Genomic DNA, 16,415 nt, shown 5'->3' with positions numbered 1-16,415 from the left:
ACCTTTCGTAACATCGCAGTGTCCCGCGCTTTTTTCCTTTCCGACCAGCAGAATTATGCCGAGCCATCAAGCGCGTTCTGGACACTACAGCATGCCGAGCCACGTAAGGAGAATAATTTGAGGAAAAAGATGGTTTGTTTTCCAGGATCATTGAGACCACCAAAGCCGGTCCGACGCTCGGGAGTTGGTGGCGGGGCTCGACTTGTTGGTGAGGTTGATAGGCGGGATGTCGCATCGGAGAAGTCTCCAACGTCAGAGCAACTGGTGCTTACTCAGCACGTTCTGGTGGTTGGGATCGCCGTTCTGGCGATTTTGGTTACAGCATCGGCCTTCTACGCAGTCTTCTATTTGTAGCGCACTGGATATCCGGCGCAGCCGATAGAAGGAGCCGCTTGCTCGCCTTCCTTCCGAGACACGACATACAACCTATGCGGATTAATGCTTGCCTTCGCAAGCGCTAGCCTTCGGCTGTGAGCTTCACTGTATATGCATTTGGTCATGTTGCGGCTGAGGCATGAAACCTACGGCGCCGCAACCAACTCATCAAAATGCATTCTTGTATCGACGGCGGGTGCCGGAAAAGTCCTTGGTCAGCACACACAGTCACGCTACGGTCGCGTCCATGTTTTCATAACATTTGAAAGTGTCTGCCCGGCAGCCGATGCTCCTACTTCGAGCGATGGGTGGCGCGCCAACTTGAAGTTGAGTGCGGGAACCACAAGCCGCGCGCCACCCTGGGTCGCGTCGTTACCCATTGGATCAGCGTGACATAAACAAACCTACCATGAAAGATGGAAGTGTTAACAAGGTTAAGTCAGCCGCTGTTTCTTGAGTGAATACATGTATACAGATTGGGCTATGGCATAAGCGTCACGGCTATAATCAACACAACCGAGAGTAAGACACAAACGCGGATGACACTTGCGACAATACGTTCCGTGCGATCCAGGTGCTCGAGTTCTTTGATCAAAATTGGGTCATCTGTCTCATCGGCTTCCAGCAAGAACGTCCTGGCCGCGCCCGGCGCATTTGAAGTGACGGCATGCTTCATTTGGCCAACGGCAGGGTGCCCAAGCCCGTGGGGCTTCCGCGCGCTCCAGATTTGACGGCGCTGTTCAGTATCTGATTTTTTCATGAGATAATCGTGTGTATGCAGCTAAGAAATGAGAAGCGGTTGATGCATTGATCGCACGCTGCGGGTGTGAATTGGTCGGACCAACAAAAGCACTTCGAGCGCATAGGCTCGCGCGGCCGGGCTAGCGTCCTTGTTTACTACGGGACAAGATTTGGCGGAATAGACTTGATAAGTGACCTGGCGTCAAAAAGTGGCGCGCCCGACCTGAAGAGGACTAGGGGCCGGTCGCGCCACTAGTGCACCATCGAACCATGGTGACCTATGGTCGCACAGCATCAGGCCTTGGGAAAGCCTGTTTTCCTCTCGGGAACCAACTGCCGTGTCTGTACGTAGGTATGCAGTAGTTTCTTTCTAGCTCAGCGTGACTTGAAAACTGCGAGGCAGGTGCGCCCGAGGATGTGCTTGACCTTAGGTAATCTAAGCCTATTTCAGCCATCGTGAAAATTTGAAGTCGGGCAACGTGGGCGCAGCTCATTGCACCGTTGCTTGTAAGTCTACGCTGGGGGTGGCGATGAAGCGCAAGGCAGGCTCGACTAGTGGCCGGGGCGAGAACGGGCAGGGCCGTAGTAACTTAGGCCAAGCGAAGTGGCGACGGACGCCCAATCGGGTGACTTGGCACTCAGCACCGAAACAGACGAAAGATTTCGCGCGAGAAGAGCGTACGGCGGCGAGATCATTTTGGGCAATGTTGATGGCCTGCTTTGCCTTGGCAGCGGTGTTCATTATGAACCTCTGAAAGGTACTGCACCCAATAAGCCGCTTTCTTGAGCGTTTCCCCAGCGCCTCGAATTGTCCACAAGGCATAAAGATAAAGTCATAATTAGTGCGTATGGAGGTGTGCTAGGAGAGAACTTGGCAGTTCGCTTCTGCCAATCGATGCCACAATCATTAATTCCGGTACTTACTCGTTCCCAAGTCGGGAAGAGTATGGTTATGGGTGAAAAAAATGACGTCTGCGGTCAAGGTGGTTGGTGATCGGTTCAACCTGAGCAGTCCGTTTTGATAGTCCGTGTGTCGTGGGCTGCGGGAGGACGACCAGGATGCTCTCAGGTGCCGGTGGCCTGTAAGCCCGTGCGCTGCGAGGTCGGACAATATTGTAGTGACCGTGCCAACTCTTGATGCGAATCTGTGCGTCGCGGATCGGGTGGAAGACTTCTCCGTCGAGCAGCTCGTTGCGGGACCGGACGTCCAAGCGCTCGAAACTAACGTTCTTACAAGGAGACGCCGGTTCAATAATGGCAGTCTTCACATCGACTGCCCGCGCAAGATGAAGAGATCCGTTAGGGCATCGACTACGTCTGTTCAGTTGAGATTCCTGTCGACCCGGATAATCAGCGCCACCTCGGCGAACACATTACGCGCCATCGTCCTTGGACCGATTGCGGACAAGGATTTGTTATTGAGTATGCGGTAGGCGCGGCCGTCATGGGTGCAGTCCTGACCAAAGTCGCGGGACCAGACACGGTTGGCGCGTTCCGACCGCAAACGGACGCAGGACCCGTTGGTGAGGAAGAGAGAGGCGGTTTCGCTTCTTCTGCTTGTGCGGGACCTTCAGCCCCTTGCGTCTCCATATGCCTTGACCCGCTTGCGGTTCATTTGGCAGCCAACTTGCTCCAGCAGCGCCGTGATGGGACGATATCCGTAGCGGCCATACTAGCCGCGAGTTCGATAATATCCGCCGTAAGCTGCACTTCGTCTGATCGTCCTGCGGCCCCTTCCGGCTTGGGTGGAGCGATGTCGTTCGAGCACGCGACGGGCGCGTGGCCCGAATAAGCCGAGCGACTGCCGCACGTGGTCGATGCACTTTCGTCGGCGCGAGGAGCTTGGGGGGGGGCGCCCGTTCGGGACTAAAATGGTTCCGCCGGATCGTTTCCGTGACGGCCTTCACTCCCCGCGCCACCTTGCTCAGGATTACTTGGTCGAGGGGCAGGTCGGAGATAGAACGCCAGTGCCGCGTATACTCCGCTTCGAGCGTTTTGAGCCGCTTCAGCCGATCACGGTATATGCCGCCGATACTGCCAGCGCCGACGGTAGTAGCTCCGCCGTGTGTTTCCGACCTGCGCGCCCCCTCGCAGATCGAAAAAACTAGCCTTCCGACACCTAAACCTGGCGCCGCTTACTGCATCTGAAAGTCATAGACCGCCGTATCATTTAGGGCACACACCGTATCAGCCACGAAATTTTTCTGGTTCTCACCAAGAATATTTTTGAGGCTCAAGTCGTCCGAATCTGTTTAATTTTCATGGAGATGACTATGCGCATTGGCAAATCTGCATTCATCCTGTTGGGTTCGCTTGCTCTCACGGCTTGCTCCTCAGGCGAATACTTTGGGGTTGAGCTCGCGTATGATCCGATCAAAGCCAAGGATGGCACTGTCGTCGAGGACAACTGGACCGTGGTCGACACCTTCGACGTCGAAGCGCCGTAAGTGACATGGGGCCAGGTGCTGCTGTCACGCGCCAACGAGCTGGGGACTATTTTTCCTGCGAAGCGACCATCAGTAGCGTTGTCCGTTAGTGTTTGCTCAGGCCTTTCAGCGAGTGGATCGTTGGTCGGTGGCCCATCTAACGCGCATGTAGCTTCCAATCTGCCAAAAAAGTGCCGCAACGTCGCTGCCGCCTCCGTGGCCCGGTAAAGCTGTCTCGATCGCTTGCCAAGCCAGTCGCATCGACCGGTATCATGCAGTGCGGGAGCTTTACCTCATCGCGTGATTCCTCGGGCGCGTGTCATCCCGCCGCCTCTGAAACGGAAACAGTTTGGCTTTAACGTAAGTACTGTGCGTGAATGCGGCCTTGCCAGAACTTTGCGTGTGAGAAGAGTTGGGCGAGACACGCGCCGTCTGTGGACCAGTCGTTGCGCCGCGCGCCAAGGATCTCCTGACATCGGAATTGGATTTTAAGCCGCTGAAATAGAAGCGTTCTGAAGCGAGGCTTTGGGTGCCGGCTTCATCACATCAGGCGCGCTAACTAGGCCGTGCCTTGCGTGAGCCGCCTGGCGAGTGGCAAAAAGTTGGAAAAAATATGGCAAAAAGCTGTCGACTTCCTGCAAGGTAGCCCGGCCGGCAGGCAGCATCTTGGGTGGTGCCGTATTCGCTGGTGTCGAAGAGTGATGAGCTCAATCCATCAAGGCCATTTTTGCGCGGGGTGCGTAGCATGAGTGAAGTTTCAAAGGTCTTTACCTATCAGGAAGGCGACCTCGCCTACACCGTAACGGTCTATTGTGAGGGCGGTGAGTTCTTTGCTGACATAACAGTCACATCCGGTGCGATGGATGTGAACGCGCTCTACATGGCGGACGCCTCCCATGAAGGCGAAAGTGAAAGCCTTTCAGGTCCGCTCAACATGAATGGTGGAGGGGGCACCTACCAGGGTGAAGAAGTCCAGTGGGACAGTGCAATCGAGTTGAGCGATCCGGGGCTTGGGCGCGAAGGAGAAAGCAAAGAGACGTATTTGACCGAAGGTGAGACCTATTCAGTGCCACTGGACATCGACAGTCTTGATGAAGTGGAGTTCGTCGGCGTGCGTGCGACTTCGACTTCGACAGAAGGTGGTTCCATCAAGGGCGTTTCCGGAGAGCCAGAGGAGCCTGAGGATCCGCAAGACCAGTTGTACGAAAAGGTATTCTTTGCAGATGCCGTCAGCGACGATGGCGTGCCGTCGTCCGGCATTGCGCTGCTGAGCGAAGAGCCGCAGCCGAACACTTTTGGGAACTTGTTCCTACCCGAGGATACCGAACCAACCTTCGAGAACTACGTGAGCTATTTTGAGAATGAGCTCAACGGCGACATCACGAGCATTGAGACGGTTGCATTCTACGATATCGATGACGCAGGAAACCTCGAGGAGCTGTTTCGCATCGATGCACCGGAAGGCGGTTTCGAAGACTCGATGGAACTCCTGGATGCCTACGATGCAGCCCTTGAAGAGATGGAAACTGAGGACCAGTCTGCTTCGAATGTCACCTCTGCCGAAGTTGACGGTTCGGGAAGTGACCTTCTGTCTGCGCTGATTTCGGACCACGCGCGTGAGCAAGAAGATACTGAGTTTTCTGAAGAAGAGGCCGACGAAGAGGCGACTGAACTACTATGATGCTCCTCTCGTCTCTTCTGCAAAATATGTTCGCGCGGGTATTTGAATAGCCTTGGCGCTGCAGTTGTCAGTGTGTAGTTTCTTGCGAAGCACCCAACGACGGGCGGGATGTGGACTGACCCCAATTTTCCACGTCCCGCTTGTCGCCGGTGCACATGCAGGCACAAGAGCCTCATAGATGCGCTTTGGGACGCTGTTCGACTGACGCGTCCTCCCCTTCGTGTTTCCCCATTCGGCGCGTATGCAGGCGACCCCGCAGGCGTTTTGGGTCCCAAGTAGCCCAAGCAGTGGGTCTTGAAAACGTTCGCTCAGTGGCGGGATGTTGCCGTATTTTAGCCCTTTAGATGTCGAAGATTGCGCGAGGCCCGCCACCCAACTGAGGGTTCTACGGCATCACAGCAAAGGAGGCACTATGCTCTTTCGAACCACGCTAACTCTCACCGCACTCTCGCTCCTGGCAACCGGTGCCGCTGCTCAAAGCATGACGTTCTCTTCGATTGACGCCGACGACAACGGGACGCTCAGCCTGTCAGAATTTGAAGCCGCCTTCGGGGATGCAGGGACCGATGCGTTTGCCGACTATGATGCCGACGGAAACGGGATGGTGACCCGCGACGAAGCATCTGCCGCAGGTGCCGAAGACACGGAAGATGGCCTGACCTTCGCCGACTTGGATCAGAATGGAGATGGCGTCGTCACCGAGGACGAGCTTGAGGTGCACTTCGGCCCGGAGGCGCAGGTCGCCTTGGCAAAGTTCGACCAAGACGGGGACGGCACAGTGACGCTCGACGAGGTCAGGTCTTCGGACGATCCGCTTGGTGAGCGTGGGAATGCAAAGTGGGGCGAAGCTGGTCCCGGCAACAGTCAGAATTCCGCCTCCAACGCGGACAACGGCCCCGGAAACTCTGGGGGCAATGGCAACGCTGGTGGGAACGGAAACGGCAATTCTGGCGGAAACGGTAACGGTGGCGGCAACAGCAACGCTGGCGGGAACGGCACGGGCCGTAGCTAAGCTCAAGGAAGCAGTGTTAGGAAGAGGGTCGCTCCGAGTTGTCGGGGCGGCCCAGTTTTGTTTTGTACAAGTTTTGAGCTCAACCCCGCTCTCCGAGGCAGTTGCTTGCCCGGCCTGCAATTCCGTGACCCTGTGAGCGGAAAAATCCCCGGGTGCTTCGGTGTCTGGAGAGTTGCTACTTTAAATGGTTGGCGATTGCCTGCTAGCAATTTGCTACCTAGGTCGTTGAGATGCAGGCACTTTCCACCAGCTACAAGCGGCAATGGCTCCCGCCATTGATCATTGCCCAAGCAGTCTGGCCGGACGTCCGGATCAATTTGAACCTGCGAGAGATTAAGGAAATGCTGCTCAAACGTGGCATCGACGTCTCCTATGCAACGGTTCGGCGTTGAACGGCCAAATTTGGGCCACAGAGCGCGCAAACCCTGCGGCGGTGTAAGCGCCGCATTGGCGACATCTGGCATCTTGACCAAGTCGTTGGGAAGATTTGCGGGAAGACGTTCTGGCTCTGGCGCGCAGCTGAGCAACGCGGCGTTGTTCTGGACGGGATCCCCTAGTTCCGTCGGCACAAGCAGGCTGCCAAACGGCCTTCCCAAGCCTACAAACTGGGACACGCCAACGGTCTTTGTCTACGCTGAAAGGTTCCGCTTTAGCTACAATTGCTCGACAATTTTCAAGGCGTTAGGGGGGGAGCGGGGGGCGGACATTCTCTACTGGTGGGTACTTTCATAGAGAGTGTTGAGAGCCCACCATTCGACCTGCACTCCGTATTGCTGATAAAGATCTTTCCGGCCTAATATTGACCAAGATCTATCCGCACCGCGCGGGCAAGGGAGAGAAACATGTCTGCTGGACACGAGGGCCGCTGTCTTTGTGGCGAAATCAGTTACGACACGGGTAATGACCCGCTTTGGATCACTGTTTGCTATTGCCGATTCTGCCAGCGCGCCACGGGATCGGACCGGATGATCGAGCCGATCTTCGAGCGCTCTTCATTCGCATTCAAAAACGCCCAGCCAGCTGTTTTTTCCCTCCCCTTCGGAGGGAAGCGGCAAGGAAATAAACGTTCATTTCTGTCCTGACTGCGGCACCAAGCTAGCCTTGACCTTCGAGCGCTGGCCCGATCGGATCGGTATCTATGCAGGAACGCTGGATATGCCTTCGGCTGTGTCGTCAACAACAGAAAATACCAAACATATCTTCGTCTCCGAGGCCCGGCCAGGGACCATCTTGCCGGCAGGATTCAAGACCTTTGACCGCCATGCTACTGAAAACGATGGAACTCCACTCGAACCAGTCAAGCATGCTTCACCTTACATCGTGGGCGCCTGAAGCAGTTAGGACCGGTCGGTCACCGGATGTGGGCGCAACGAAACTGGATTGGATCGAATGCTTCACAGTAGCGCTGTCCGGTTCCCAGCCATTTTGGCGAGTAGCCTATCCGAGTTAGGCAAAGGCCGCACTGAGGGTGGCGACTGCAGCATCCTGAAGATTGATCCAAGGTCCGCTCCATGTCGGCTGCTACCGACCGACCCGACTTCTCAGAGTTCCAACGCCTGCGCGATGCTGAGCGCGTCTTCCAGCTCGACGCCGATGGTAGCGCACTGAGCCATCCTTCTTGGCGTGGTCGAGCAGAAGCTGCACCGCGCGGAGATTGTCGATTTTGATATATATCTGAGCTTCCTTGGTCCCACGCGTCGAGTGGATGCCCTAGGGGCTTTTCTGGTGACCAATCGAGTTCACCCAGTTCGCGCGACACGGGCGTATTGCCTTGTTAAAATATGCCGACGTTCGTGCTGGGAACAAAACCAGAGATGTTCCGAGCCGGCGGTGAGCGGAGCTTCGAGCCAAGTCACGATGGCTTTTCGCGTCCCCACGGTGATCTCGAAACTGACCAGCCTCCGGGTTTTGCTTTGAACGATCGAAGCGCGGTGTTTGACCTCTCCGGACGCATACACGTCAGCGACCTCCATGATCGCATCCTCGCAACTTGCTGTCGATCGCAAGATTGAAGAGAGTCAGTTCGTGGGGCCGCTGAGCGATCTCGAGGCGGACCCAGATTGCCCAAACATATTCCGGTTTGAGCGTACGCTTCCGACCGACGAGGCGGGCCTGGTTCCAAGCGGGGCTGCAAGCGCCGACGAGAGGGCAGATTTGTGGCAGGCATGGTGGTTCCTCCGGTCCGCCACGTATTCGGCATCATGCCGATGGCCGAACATACCAGATCCGCTGCGCGGCGGTGCGAATACGACGGGCATAGCCTGCCGAACCGCCGCAAGTCCGCTCCGAGATCCTTACCGGTAACTGCCCACCGCGGCGCCCGCTTTGATCACGTCGTCCGCTGCAGACGTTTCGCCTAGCTGCCGACATCCAAATCCCCGTACGTAGCGACATATTCTAGGCAAAGTTTCGCCGACTCTCTTTTCGGAGAGCAACTCTATTCAGCATAAATGGTTATCTGAGTCACATAGAAAAGAAGCGGAGTTCATTATGAGACAATTGCTGGTTCTTATCGCGGCGGCGGCGGCCTTTCTCGGGGCGGCTGCAGAGGCGGGAAATCACAAAGCCGGAAAAGGAGGGTCAGGCGGAGCGTACAAAGCTACCGATTGCCCACCCGGTCTGGCTAAGAAAAATCCGCCGTGCGTGCCGCCCGGCCAAGCCCACAAGTACGGGCCCGGAAACGTGATCTATCGAGATTACAGGATCATTGGTGATCCGGAGCGGTATGGGCTCGATCGCAACCAGACCTACTACCGCGTGGGTAACTATGTCTACCGCGTGGACAAAGACACAAGCGTGGTATTGGATTTGATTGGAGCTGTTGCGCGCGTTTTGGATTAGTGCGCGACTGCACGGCTTCGGTTCGAAGAATCTCGAACCGGGGGCAGACCGACGAGCGACCGAAATCTTAAAAAGAATGAGGCGGAGACCGTGCCCGTCTTTGATGCCCACGTCGTTGTCAATATGAAACACGCCACCCGCGGAGGCGCCCCTAGTCACGTCCTGTTGCCAAGGTCGAGAAGGCCAGCGGTGTAGTCGTCGCTCCCACGGATTTCGTTGTGCGGCCAACGAACGATCCGATCAACAGCTGCGATGCGATTTGAAGATTGGTCGCACCACAGAGAAAGTTCCGAAGCGAGCCCGCGCAGTGGGATTTCGGTACTTCTGCAAAACGGTTCGACACAGTCATGCGGTTCTGCGGCAGAATGCCAAGGTATCTGAGTACCGCATCGTGACGCAACCGGCCCTGTGCCGCCGTTCGTAGGTCGATCCGTCGCTGCGCCGCAGCTTCCCCAAACCGGCCATCCATGGCGTCGCGCAGCATGATCTGGCGCCCGAACGTCCGCACTGTGGACGAAGCGGCCATTCGCCTGGGTCATGGCACTTGTCGCCCGGAGGAGTTCAGTCGAGCACGACGATCCCGGTGTGCTTCTGCTTATGCTCTGGCTCGACGTGGATGGTGATCCGAGCACCCTCGATCGCCTCGCGCAGGGCGCCCTCCACGCGATCGCAGATCTCATGCGCATCGAAGACAGTTGTCTCCCCGGGAACGACGAGATGGAAGTCGATAAATGTTGCCTGGCCCGCGTGCCTGGTTCTCAGGTCATGAGCCTCGACGGCGCCTCCCGCCTCGGTCGAGATAACATCACGCACGGTGTCGAGCGTCTCCTGAGGAGCCGCTTCGTCCATCAGCCCGCTCAGCGACTCTCGGACCACCTTCGAGCCCGACCAAAGGATGTTGATAGCGACGAGCGCAGCCATGAGTGGGTCCAGAACCCACCAACCCGTGACGATGGCGAGAAGCACGCCGAGCGCCACGCCCGCTGAGGTGACGACGTCGGTGAAGAGGTGCTTGCCGTCAGCGACCAGTGCCGGCGAACGGGCGCCGCGCCCCCGGTTGACCAATACCCAGGCCCAGATCGCGTTGATCGCCGTCGCCGCGCCATTGATCAGCAACCCTTCGATGGGAAGGTCCAGCGCCTCGGGATTCAGGAAGCCTTGGTACGCCTCGCGCAAGATCAGCAGCGCAGCCACGATGATCATCACGCCTTCAAGCACGGCGCTGAAGAACTCGGCCTTGTGGTGGCCGTAGGGGTGGGAGGCGTCGGCCGGCCGCGCGGCGATCCTGATCGCCACGAGCGCCGCGATGGCAGTCGCGACGTTTACGGTGCTCTCGAGAGCGTCGGAGAAGAGGGCAACCGACCCAGTAAGCCACCATGCCAGCATCTTGATGGCAAGAACAAGCGCACCAATGAAGATGCTGCCGATAGCGAGCCGGATGGTCGTGGACATTAAGCCCTCCCGCGACAAGGGAAGGCCAGATGTATAGCCGCGAACACCTGACAACAAGGCACTGCGCCTTGGGCTAATCGCATCGGCGAAGCGGGGCTTCGAATGGCGTGGAAGGGCCGGTCACGACGGGAAGCGCATCGCCGCATCCGCGAATAAGAGCCGCCGTATCGTGGTCAGAAAGGGCTCGGAGCAGACATGCGGCAGTGCAGCGGACAAGATCGCCGGGCGCGGTCGCCGGACGTCGCTCTCGGCCCTAAGCGGAACTCCCCTGTGAAGGCGAGTAACGTCCGGATCGGGACCCGTCAGTCACAGAGCATGGAATGGCTCGGTGGTCGCAGGAACGCCACTGCTGTCGTTCACGGGGGCCGGAATGGCGAAAGGACCCGCCTCGTAAAGCGGGTCCTTATTGCTGGTCTCGGCGCGAGGGCGCAGGGCGACCAAGCTGCGCCGCAAGTCTTTCGATCCGATCAGCTGACCGCCGGGCCGTGCCCCTTTCGCGGCGAGCCCGTGAACACGATTGGCAGCGGTCCACGCCGAGAGAGTGCGGCAATCGCCCCGACAATCAGCCAACCGACCATGACAGCGACGAACCAGACGAGGCTGCCTGAGGGAGCAATCACGGCGATCAGGCCGGCCAGGCCGATTGGTGCGCGAGCGCTCCAGGAGAGCGGCCGACCGCACCAGCCGCCGAAGGCCACCGCCCAGAGTGCGGTCGAAATAAGCAATGCAAATGCGCTCAGCATGATCTGGAGGGCACCGCCCTGGGCGAGGACACCCGGATCGAAGACGAAGCCGAACGGCACGAAGAAGGCGACCAGGCTAAAGCCGAAGGCCGAGAGGCTTGTCTTAACGGTCGAAGCGTTGCCGACGGCCGCTGCCGCGAAGGAGGCCAGCGCGACCGGCGGGGTCACCATCGACAGCACGCAGTAGTAGAAGATGAAGAAGTGCGCTGCGAGCGGCGCGATGCCGAGATCCTCGAGCGCCGGGACGAAGAGCACGGCACCGATGATGTAGGCGGCGACTGTGGGCAGGCCCATGCCCATGATGATGCAGCCGAACATGGCGAGCGCCAGGGAGGCATAGATTGACCCTTCAGACAGCGTCAGCAGCGAGCTGGCAAACTTCAGTGCCAGGTTGGATTGGACCGCGACGGCGATGATCAAACCGATCGCGGCAATCGGGACTGCGACATCAGCGGCCTGGCGGGGGGCATCCCGGAGACCCTCGGCAATCTCCTTCCAACCGATCCGGGTGGCAGGGCGCAGGAACGGCACCACGAGGCACGAGATCGAGGCCAACACCGCGGCATAGGCCGCAGAATAGCCGGAGATCAGGAGGGAGATCAGCACCAGCGGAGGCAGGATCAGGTGCAGTCGCGGACCGATCGCGGCCGTGTCGGCGACCTCTTCCGCGGTCAGGGCGCGGATGCCGTCACGACGTGCTCCGAGATCGACCACGATGATGAGCGCGACGTAGAATGCCACAGCCGGGATCAGGCCTGCGAGCGCAATCTGGGCGTAGGGAACCCCGAGGAGCTCGGCCATGATGAAGGCGGCGACGCCCATGATCGGTGGCATGAGCTGGCCACCGGTGGACGCGATGGCCTCGACGCCGGCCGCGCGGTGTGCCGGCAGGCCGGTGCGCTTCATCAGCGGGATGGTGAAGACACCGGTCGAAACCACGTTGGCGACGGCCGAGCCGCTGATCGACCCCATCAGGGACGAGCCGATGATCGCGGCCTTCGCCGTGCCACCCGTGGCGCGCCCCGCGGCCCGGATGGCGAGGTCGATGAAGAGCTGGCCGCCGCCGACCGCGCCGTAGAACGAACCGAACAGGATGAAGTAGAAAATGAAGCTGACCGAGGTGGACGTGGTGATGCCGAGCACGCCGGCCGTGGTCATGGTGGTGATCTCGGTTGCCGCCTCGAGGCCGAAGCCGCGGAAATTCAGCCAGCCCGGCAGGAGATTGCCCCAGAACGCGTAGGCGATGAAGGTGAGGATCACCCAGACCAGTATCCAGCCCACCGCGCGCCGCGCGCCCTCAAGGAGCAGGAATACCAGCGTCGCGCCCATGACGATGTCGATGGTGAAGATCGGTGAGACGTTCTCCATACGGGTAGTCAAACGACCGAAGCCAAGAAGGTAGTAGGCGAGGACGCCGAGTGCAGCGCCGATCAGCGCGACATCTATGCCCATCCGGAGCCAGCGGGGCAGGGTCTGCGTGGAGAGCGGTTTGTAGAGAAACAGCAGCACAAGGGCGAAAACCAGGTGGATCGGGCGCTCCACCAACGGTTGCTGCGGTTCGAACAACAACCAGGCCTGGAAGGCGATGAACGCGATGCCGGTGCAGAACGCCAGCATCTGGACAGGGCTTGAGCGGGTTCCTTCGGACATGATCTCCTCCCTTGGAGCGAATGACGGGAACGGGATAACGAAAGAATGGGGGGGCCGCGCATCCGAGCGCGGCCGCCGGGTTGGCTTACATCAGCCCGGCTTCCTCGTAGTAGCGCTGCGCGCCGGGGTGAAGGGCAATGCCAGTGTTCTCGGGCAGCATCGCAGCGGCCGGGTCGAACTGCGACCAGGCCCCGTGCGAGGACTTCAGGGCCTCGGCGTTCTCAACGATCGCTTTGGTGATTTGATAGGCTCTCTCGTCGTCGAGTGAGGCGCTTGCGATTAGCACTGTGCCGAGGTTGGCACCGGCGGTTGCCGCGTCCTGCCCGTCGAACCAGGGACCGTATTGGCCGATCTCCAGGCCGTTTTCCTCGAGCAGGGCAACCGACTCTTCGGGAATGTCGAGGAACGCCACGTCGACTGTCAGCGCGACCTCGGTGATCGTTGGATGGCCCTTGATCATCGTGTCGATGTAGATGTCGGCGTTGCCGTTGCGCATCTGGTCGGCGATTTGGCCGGTATCGACCTGGATGACGTCGCCGCCGTTCTTGCGGATTTTCTCGGCGCTGGTGCCGAGGCTCTCGAACAGCATCACGGCAACGGGCACCGCAGATGAGCCCACCGGTTTCATCAGGACGCGCACCGGCTCGTCCGAGGTCAGGAGCTCCGCGAGGTCACTTGTGCCGCGGTTCTCGACGAAGTCCTCTCGGGCGATGACGCCGACATAGACGTCGTTAAGACCGCCGACGAGGGCGCGAATGTCCGGAGCGGCCATCCCCTGGTAGACGTCCGATCCGCTCTGCGCCCAGACCGCCGAGGCGACGTTCGAGAGCGCGATCTCGGCCTTGCCGCCCTGAACAACCATCGGGTTGGCGACACCGCCGCCGCGGGCGATTACCTCCACCGAGTTCGCGCCGATGATCGGCTCAATGATCTGCTCGAGCGTCGCCGCAAACACATACCACGCCGAGCCTTCGCGCATCGCTCCAATCCGCACCTCCTGAGCCGCCGCTGCGCTGACACCGAGTGCCAGAACAGTGGCTCCCAACGCAGCTGCGCGTGCCTTACTCCGAATAAAATCAAGCATGTCTCTTCCTCCCTTGGTCAGGATGCCCCCGCAGATCGCGCGGGGGCAATCGATCACTCTGCTGCCATCAGATTTTCAACGCGGCCGATCCCGGCGGCCTCGCAGGCAGCCTCGATCTCGCGCTCGGCATCTGCGCCGAGGTCCTTGAGCGGCTCGCGGATAGTGGCGTGGTCGAGCAGGCCGCGATGGCGCAGGCCGATCTTCAGGGCGACGGTGCCCTCCATGTGGCTGCCCCGGTGGTAGACCGCGCGGGTCACCGGCAGCAGGCGTTCGAAGATCTTGCGTGCTTCCGGGTAGTCCTGCGCCTTGCCGGCCTTGATCAGGTCGATCAGCAGCTCGGGTGCGATGTTGCCGTAGCCCACCAGCAGGCCGTCGACGTCGAACATCGTTGGCAGCAGCCATTCGTCGTGGCAGGACAGCACCTGGAGGTCGGGCTGGGCCTCCTTCAGCGCCGGAATCTCCACATACCAGCGCTTCATATCGCGGACGCCGTTCTTGGTCGCGACACAGCCTTCCTGCGCTGCGATCTCGAGCTGGGTGTCGAGGTCGTAGTTCGCCTTTGTAGCCGCCGGATACTGGAACAGGATGGTCTGGAGGCCGCCTTCCTCGTAGATCGCCTTGTAGCGGTCCTGCGGAGCCCCCTTCTGGAAGCCGAAGCGGAGCCAGCCGTGGTTCGGGTAGACCAGCGCGCCAGTGGCACCGGCGTCGAAGGAGCGCTTGGCCTCGTCGGCCGCGACTTTGGTGCCCTCGCCGGTGATGCCCGCGATGATCGGCACGTCGACCGCGTCGCGGTAGGCCCGGATCAGCTCCAGCCGCTCCTCGGTGGTCAGGAAGGTGCCTTCGCCGGCGTGACCGAGGATCACAAGCGACTTCACCTCGTCGAAGCTGGCGAGCCACTTGGCGAGGCGCACGTTGGCCTCGATGTCGAGCGAACCGTCCTTGTTGAACGCGGTGACCGGGGCTGGGTTAAGACCGCGAAGATCCATGGGTTGCATTGTCGAGTTCCTCCTATTGCAAGCCGATGTCTGACCCACGAGCCTCTCGCCACAGTGTGGATGGGAACGATTGTGGGAACGTTCCCAATTTGCCGTTGCAGGAACGGCGAGTCAAGTGATAGATTTCAAAGGCGGCCCTTCCGGATCGCAGGAGGACGACGATGGACCAAGCAGATGAGGGTCAGAAGGACAGGGGGCGGGTGACACTGCATGACGTCGCGCGGGCGGCAGGTGTTTCGAAATCCACCGTTTCCAGAATGTTAGACGAACGTCTTCCCCGCTCTGACAGTGATAAGGCGCGCCGGGTCCGACAGGTCGCGGCGGATCTTGGCTATGTGCGCGACGTCTCCGCCGCGAGCCTGCGGCGCGGCAAAACCGGAATGATCGGTGTCATCGTGCCGCGCCTCACCGACACGGTCATGGCGATGCTCTACGAATCGTTGGCCAAGGCCGCCGCGCGGACCGGCAACTTCACCATCGTGGCGACGACGGGCGACGAGCCCGACGCCGACCGACGAGCGGCCGACATGTTGCTCCGCCGCGGTGTGGACGGTCTCGTTCTGTCGACGGCGCGAGAGGGTGACGACTTCACAAAGGAATTGGCGAAGCGCGACGTGCCCTTCGTCTTGGCGCTACGCCACAACGGCAGTAGCCTCGCCTCGGTCGGGGACGACCGCCTCGGCGGCTACCTTGCCACCCGGCACCTGACCGATCTCGGCCACCGTCAGATCGGAATTCTGACCGGCCCAGACTTCGCCACTTCGGCGCGCGGCCGCGTCGAAGGTTATCGAGATGCCCTGCGGGAGATAGGGCTCGAGTTTGACCCCTCGCTGGTCGTGCCCTCAACGTTCAGCATCGAGTCTGGAGCTGAGGCGGCGGAGCTGCTGCTGCGTCGTAGTCCACAACCGACCGCGATCTTCGCGGTGAACGACAACACCGCTATCGGTGCGCTGTCCGCTATCGCCCACCAAGGGCTCTCGGTGCCAGAGGACATTTCGCTGGTCGGCTACAACGACATCCCGATCGTTAGTCGACTGTCGGTGCCACTGACATCAGTCCGCGTGCCGTTCGACCAGATCGCTTCTGCGGCTATGGATTTGCTGACCGCCGAAGAAATTTCCACCGACGATCGGATCAGGGTCGCGACGCCAACGCTCATTCCGAGAAATTCCACGACCCGTCCGAGCGAGCCAGATTGATCGAGCTCCGCCTTCTGATCGCCCTGGCGGCCACCCGATGATCATGAAGATCGAACCGATCTCAGTTCGCAGCGGCGATGCGCGACTGCATGCCCTCATGGTTGGAGAGAGGCGGGAACGGTTTGTCGGGTCCGATCAGCGATGAGCTCGCCGAGTGTTGCGGCAGATAGGGCCAACAGCGGCCGTCGCACCGCGCCGCAGCGAAAGTCCGCAAAC

General features: G+C 59.7%; 15 protein-coding genes. 8 read left to right on the top strand and 7 right to left on the bottom strand.

The window, feature by feature from the left end; translation table 11 throughout:
- Positions 1-354: hypothetical protein (locus tag LR948_RS18520; protein ID WP_232755620.1), on the top strand; the 354-nt coding region annotated here is incomplete at its 5' end.
- Between the two features lie 502 nt (positions 355-856).
- On the opposite strand, the gene LR948_RS18515 is transcribed toward LR948_RS18520, so the two are convergent.
- Together LR948_RS18515 and LR948_RS19075 are read right to left on the bottom strand one after the other, a co-directional pair.
- Entirely contained in the window at positions 857-1,135 is a 279-nt protein-coding gene (locus LR948_RS18515; RefSeq protein ID WP_232755619.1) for a hypothetical protein, read from the bottom strand.
- Between the two features lie 931 nt (positions 1,136-2,066).
- Positions 2,067-2,384, bottom strand: coding sequence for an integrase core domain-containing protein (locus tag LR948_RS19075; protein ID WP_370635012.1), 318 nt, complete (start codon positions 2,382-2,384; stop codon positions 2,067-2,069).
- Between the two features lie 1,005 nt (positions 2,385-3,389).
- On the opposite strand from LR948_RS19075, the gene LR948_RS18510 reads away from it, so the two are divergent.
- From LR948_RS18510 to LR948_RS18480, 6 genes are all read left to right on the top strand, one after another.
- Positions 3,390-3,563, top strand: a complete 174-nt coding sequence (locus LR948_RS18510) for a hypothetical protein (protein ID WP_232755618.1) — start codon at positions 3,390-3,392, stop codon at positions 3,561-3,563.
- 724 nt (positions 3,564-4,287) lie between these two features.
- Positions 4,288-5,223, top strand: a complete 936-nt coding sequence (locus tag LR948_RS18505) for a hypothetical protein (protein ID WP_232755614.1) — start codon at positions 4,288-4,290, stop codon at positions 5,221-5,223.
- A 412-nt stretch (positions 5,224-5,635) separates the two neighbouring features.
- Positions 5,636-6,235, top strand: a complete 600-nt coding sequence (locus tag LR948_RS18500) for an EF-hand domain-containing protein (RefSeq protein WP_232755612.1) — start codon at positions 5,636-5,638, stop codon at positions 6,233-6,235.
- Positions 6,236-6,465: 230 nt separating this feature from the next.
- On the top strand, positions 6,466-6,627 hold the full coding sequence (locus tag LR948_RS18495; RefSeq protein ID WP_232755610.1) for a hypothetical protein: 162 nt from the start codon (positions 6,466-6,468) through the stop codon (positions 6,625-6,627).
- A gap of 709 nt (positions 6,628-7,336) precedes the next feature.
- Entirely contained in the window at positions 7,337-7,567 is a 231-nt protein-coding gene (locus LR948_RS18490) for a hypothetical protein (protein ID WP_232755609.1), read from the top strand.
- Between the two features lie 1,158 nt (positions 7,568-8,725).
- Positions 8,726-9,076 carry an excinuclease ABC subunit A gene (locus LR948_RS18480; RefSeq protein ID WP_232755603.1) on the top strand — a complete coding sequence of 117 codons (351 nt, stop codon included), beginning with the start codon at positions 8,726-8,728 and terminating at the stop codon, positions 9,074-9,076.
- Between the two features lie 151 nt (positions 9,077-9,227).
- On the opposite strand, the gene LR948_RS18475 is transcribed toward LR948_RS18480, so the two are convergent.
- The 5 genes from LR948_RS18475 to LR948_RS18455 form a co-directional block, all read right to left on the bottom strand.
- Positions 9,228-9,560: a hypothetical protein gene (locus tag LR948_RS18475; RefSeq protein ID WP_232755602.1), complete on the bottom strand. Its 333-nt coding sequence runs from the start codon at positions 9,558-9,560 to the stop codon at positions 9,228-9,230.
- A gap of 77 nt (positions 9,561-9,637) precedes the next feature.
- Entirely contained in the window at positions 9,638-10,528 is an 891-nt protein-coding gene (locus LR948_RS18470) for a cation diffusion facilitator family transporter (RefSeq protein WP_232755600.1), read from the bottom strand.
- A gap of 467 nt (positions 10,529-10,995) precedes the next feature.
- Positions 10,996-12,921, bottom strand: coding sequence for a TRAP transporter fused permease subunit (locus tag LR948_RS18465; protein ID WP_232755599.1), 1,926 nt, complete (start codon positions 12,919-12,921; stop codon positions 10,996-10,998).
- Positions 12,922-13,006: 85 nt separating this feature from the next.
- Positions 13,007-14,005, bottom strand: a complete 999-nt coding sequence (locus LR948_RS18460) for a TAXI family TRAP transporter solute-binding subunit (RefSeq protein ID WP_232755598.1) — start codon at positions 14,003-14,005, stop codon at positions 13,007-13,009.
- Between the two features lie 53 nt (positions 14,006-14,058).
- Positions 14,059-15,000, bottom strand: coding sequence for a dihydrodipicolinate synthase family protein (locus LR948_RS18455; RefSeq protein ID WP_232755597.1), 942 nt, complete (start codon positions 14,998-15,000; stop codon positions 14,059-14,061).
- A gap of 161 nt (positions 15,001-15,161) precedes the next feature.
- Here LR948_RS18455 and LR948_RS18450 point away from each other — a divergent pair, with 161 nt between their 5' ends.
- The gene (locus LR948_RS18450; protein WP_232755595.1) at positions 15,162-16,199 is read left to right on the top strand and encodes a LacI family DNA-binding transcriptional regulator; all 1,038 of its coding nucleotides are present in this window, start codon (positions 15,162-15,164) and stop codon (positions 16,197-16,199) included.
- Positions 16,200-16,415 lie beyond the last annotated feature (216 nt).

The organism is Roseivivax sp. GX 12232 (assembly GCF_021272185.1).
Taxonomy (GTDB): Bacteria; Pseudomonadota; Alphaproteobacteria; order Rhodobacterales; family Rhodobacteraceae; genus Roseivivax.
Note: the sequence above shows the minus strand (reverse complement) of the source record. Positions and strands in the feature narration are given on the sequence as shown.

Coding starts and splice junctions, on each gene's coding strand:
- LR948_RS18515 (WP_232755619.1), bottom strand. CDS start 1,135: ATGAAAAAATCAGATACTGAACAGCGCCGTCAAATCTGGAGCGCGCGG.
- LR948_RS18505 (WP_232755614.1), top strand. CDS start 4,288: ATGAGTGAAGTTTCAAAGGTCTTTACCTATCAGGAAGGCGACCTCGCC.
- LR948_RS18460 (WP_232755598.1), bottom strand. CDS start 14,005: ATGCTTGATTTTATTCGGAGTAAGGCACGCGCAGCTGCGTTGGGAGCC.
- LR948_RS18465 (WP_232755599.1), bottom strand. CDS start 12,921: ATGTCCGAAGGAACCCGCTCAAGCCCTGTCCAGATGCTGGCGTTCTGC.
- LR948_RS18500 (WP_232755612.1), top strand. CDS start 5,636: ATGCTCTTTCGAACCACGCTAACTCTCACCGCACTCTCGCTCCTGGCA.
- LR948_RS18470 (WP_232755600.1), bottom strand. CDS start 10,528: ATGTCCACGACCATCCGGCTCGCTATCGGCAGCATCTTCATTGGTGCG.
- LR948_RS18510 (WP_232755618.1), top strand. CDS start 3,390: ATGCGCATTGGCAAATCTGCATTCATCCTGTTGGGTTCGCTTGCTCTC.
- LR948_RS18475 (WP_232755602.1), bottom strand. CDS start 9,560: ATGCTGCGCGACGCCATGGATGGCCGGTTTGGGGAAGCTGCGGCGCAG.
- LR948_RS18495 (WP_232755610.1), top strand. CDS start 6,466: ATGCAGGCACTTTCCACCAGCTACAAGCGGCAATGGCTCCCGCCATTG.
- LR948_RS18480 (WP_232755603.1), top strand. CDS start 8,726: ATGAGACAATTGCTGGTTCTTATCGCGGCGGCGGCGGCCTTTCTCGGG.
- LR948_RS18455 (WP_232755597.1), bottom strand. CDS start 15,000: ATGCAACCCATGGATCTTCGCGGTCTTAACCCAGCCCCGGTCACCGCG.
- LR948_RS18450 (WP_232755595.1), top strand. CDS start 15,162: ATGGACCAAGCAGATGAGGGTCAGAAGGACAGGGGGCGGGTGACACTG.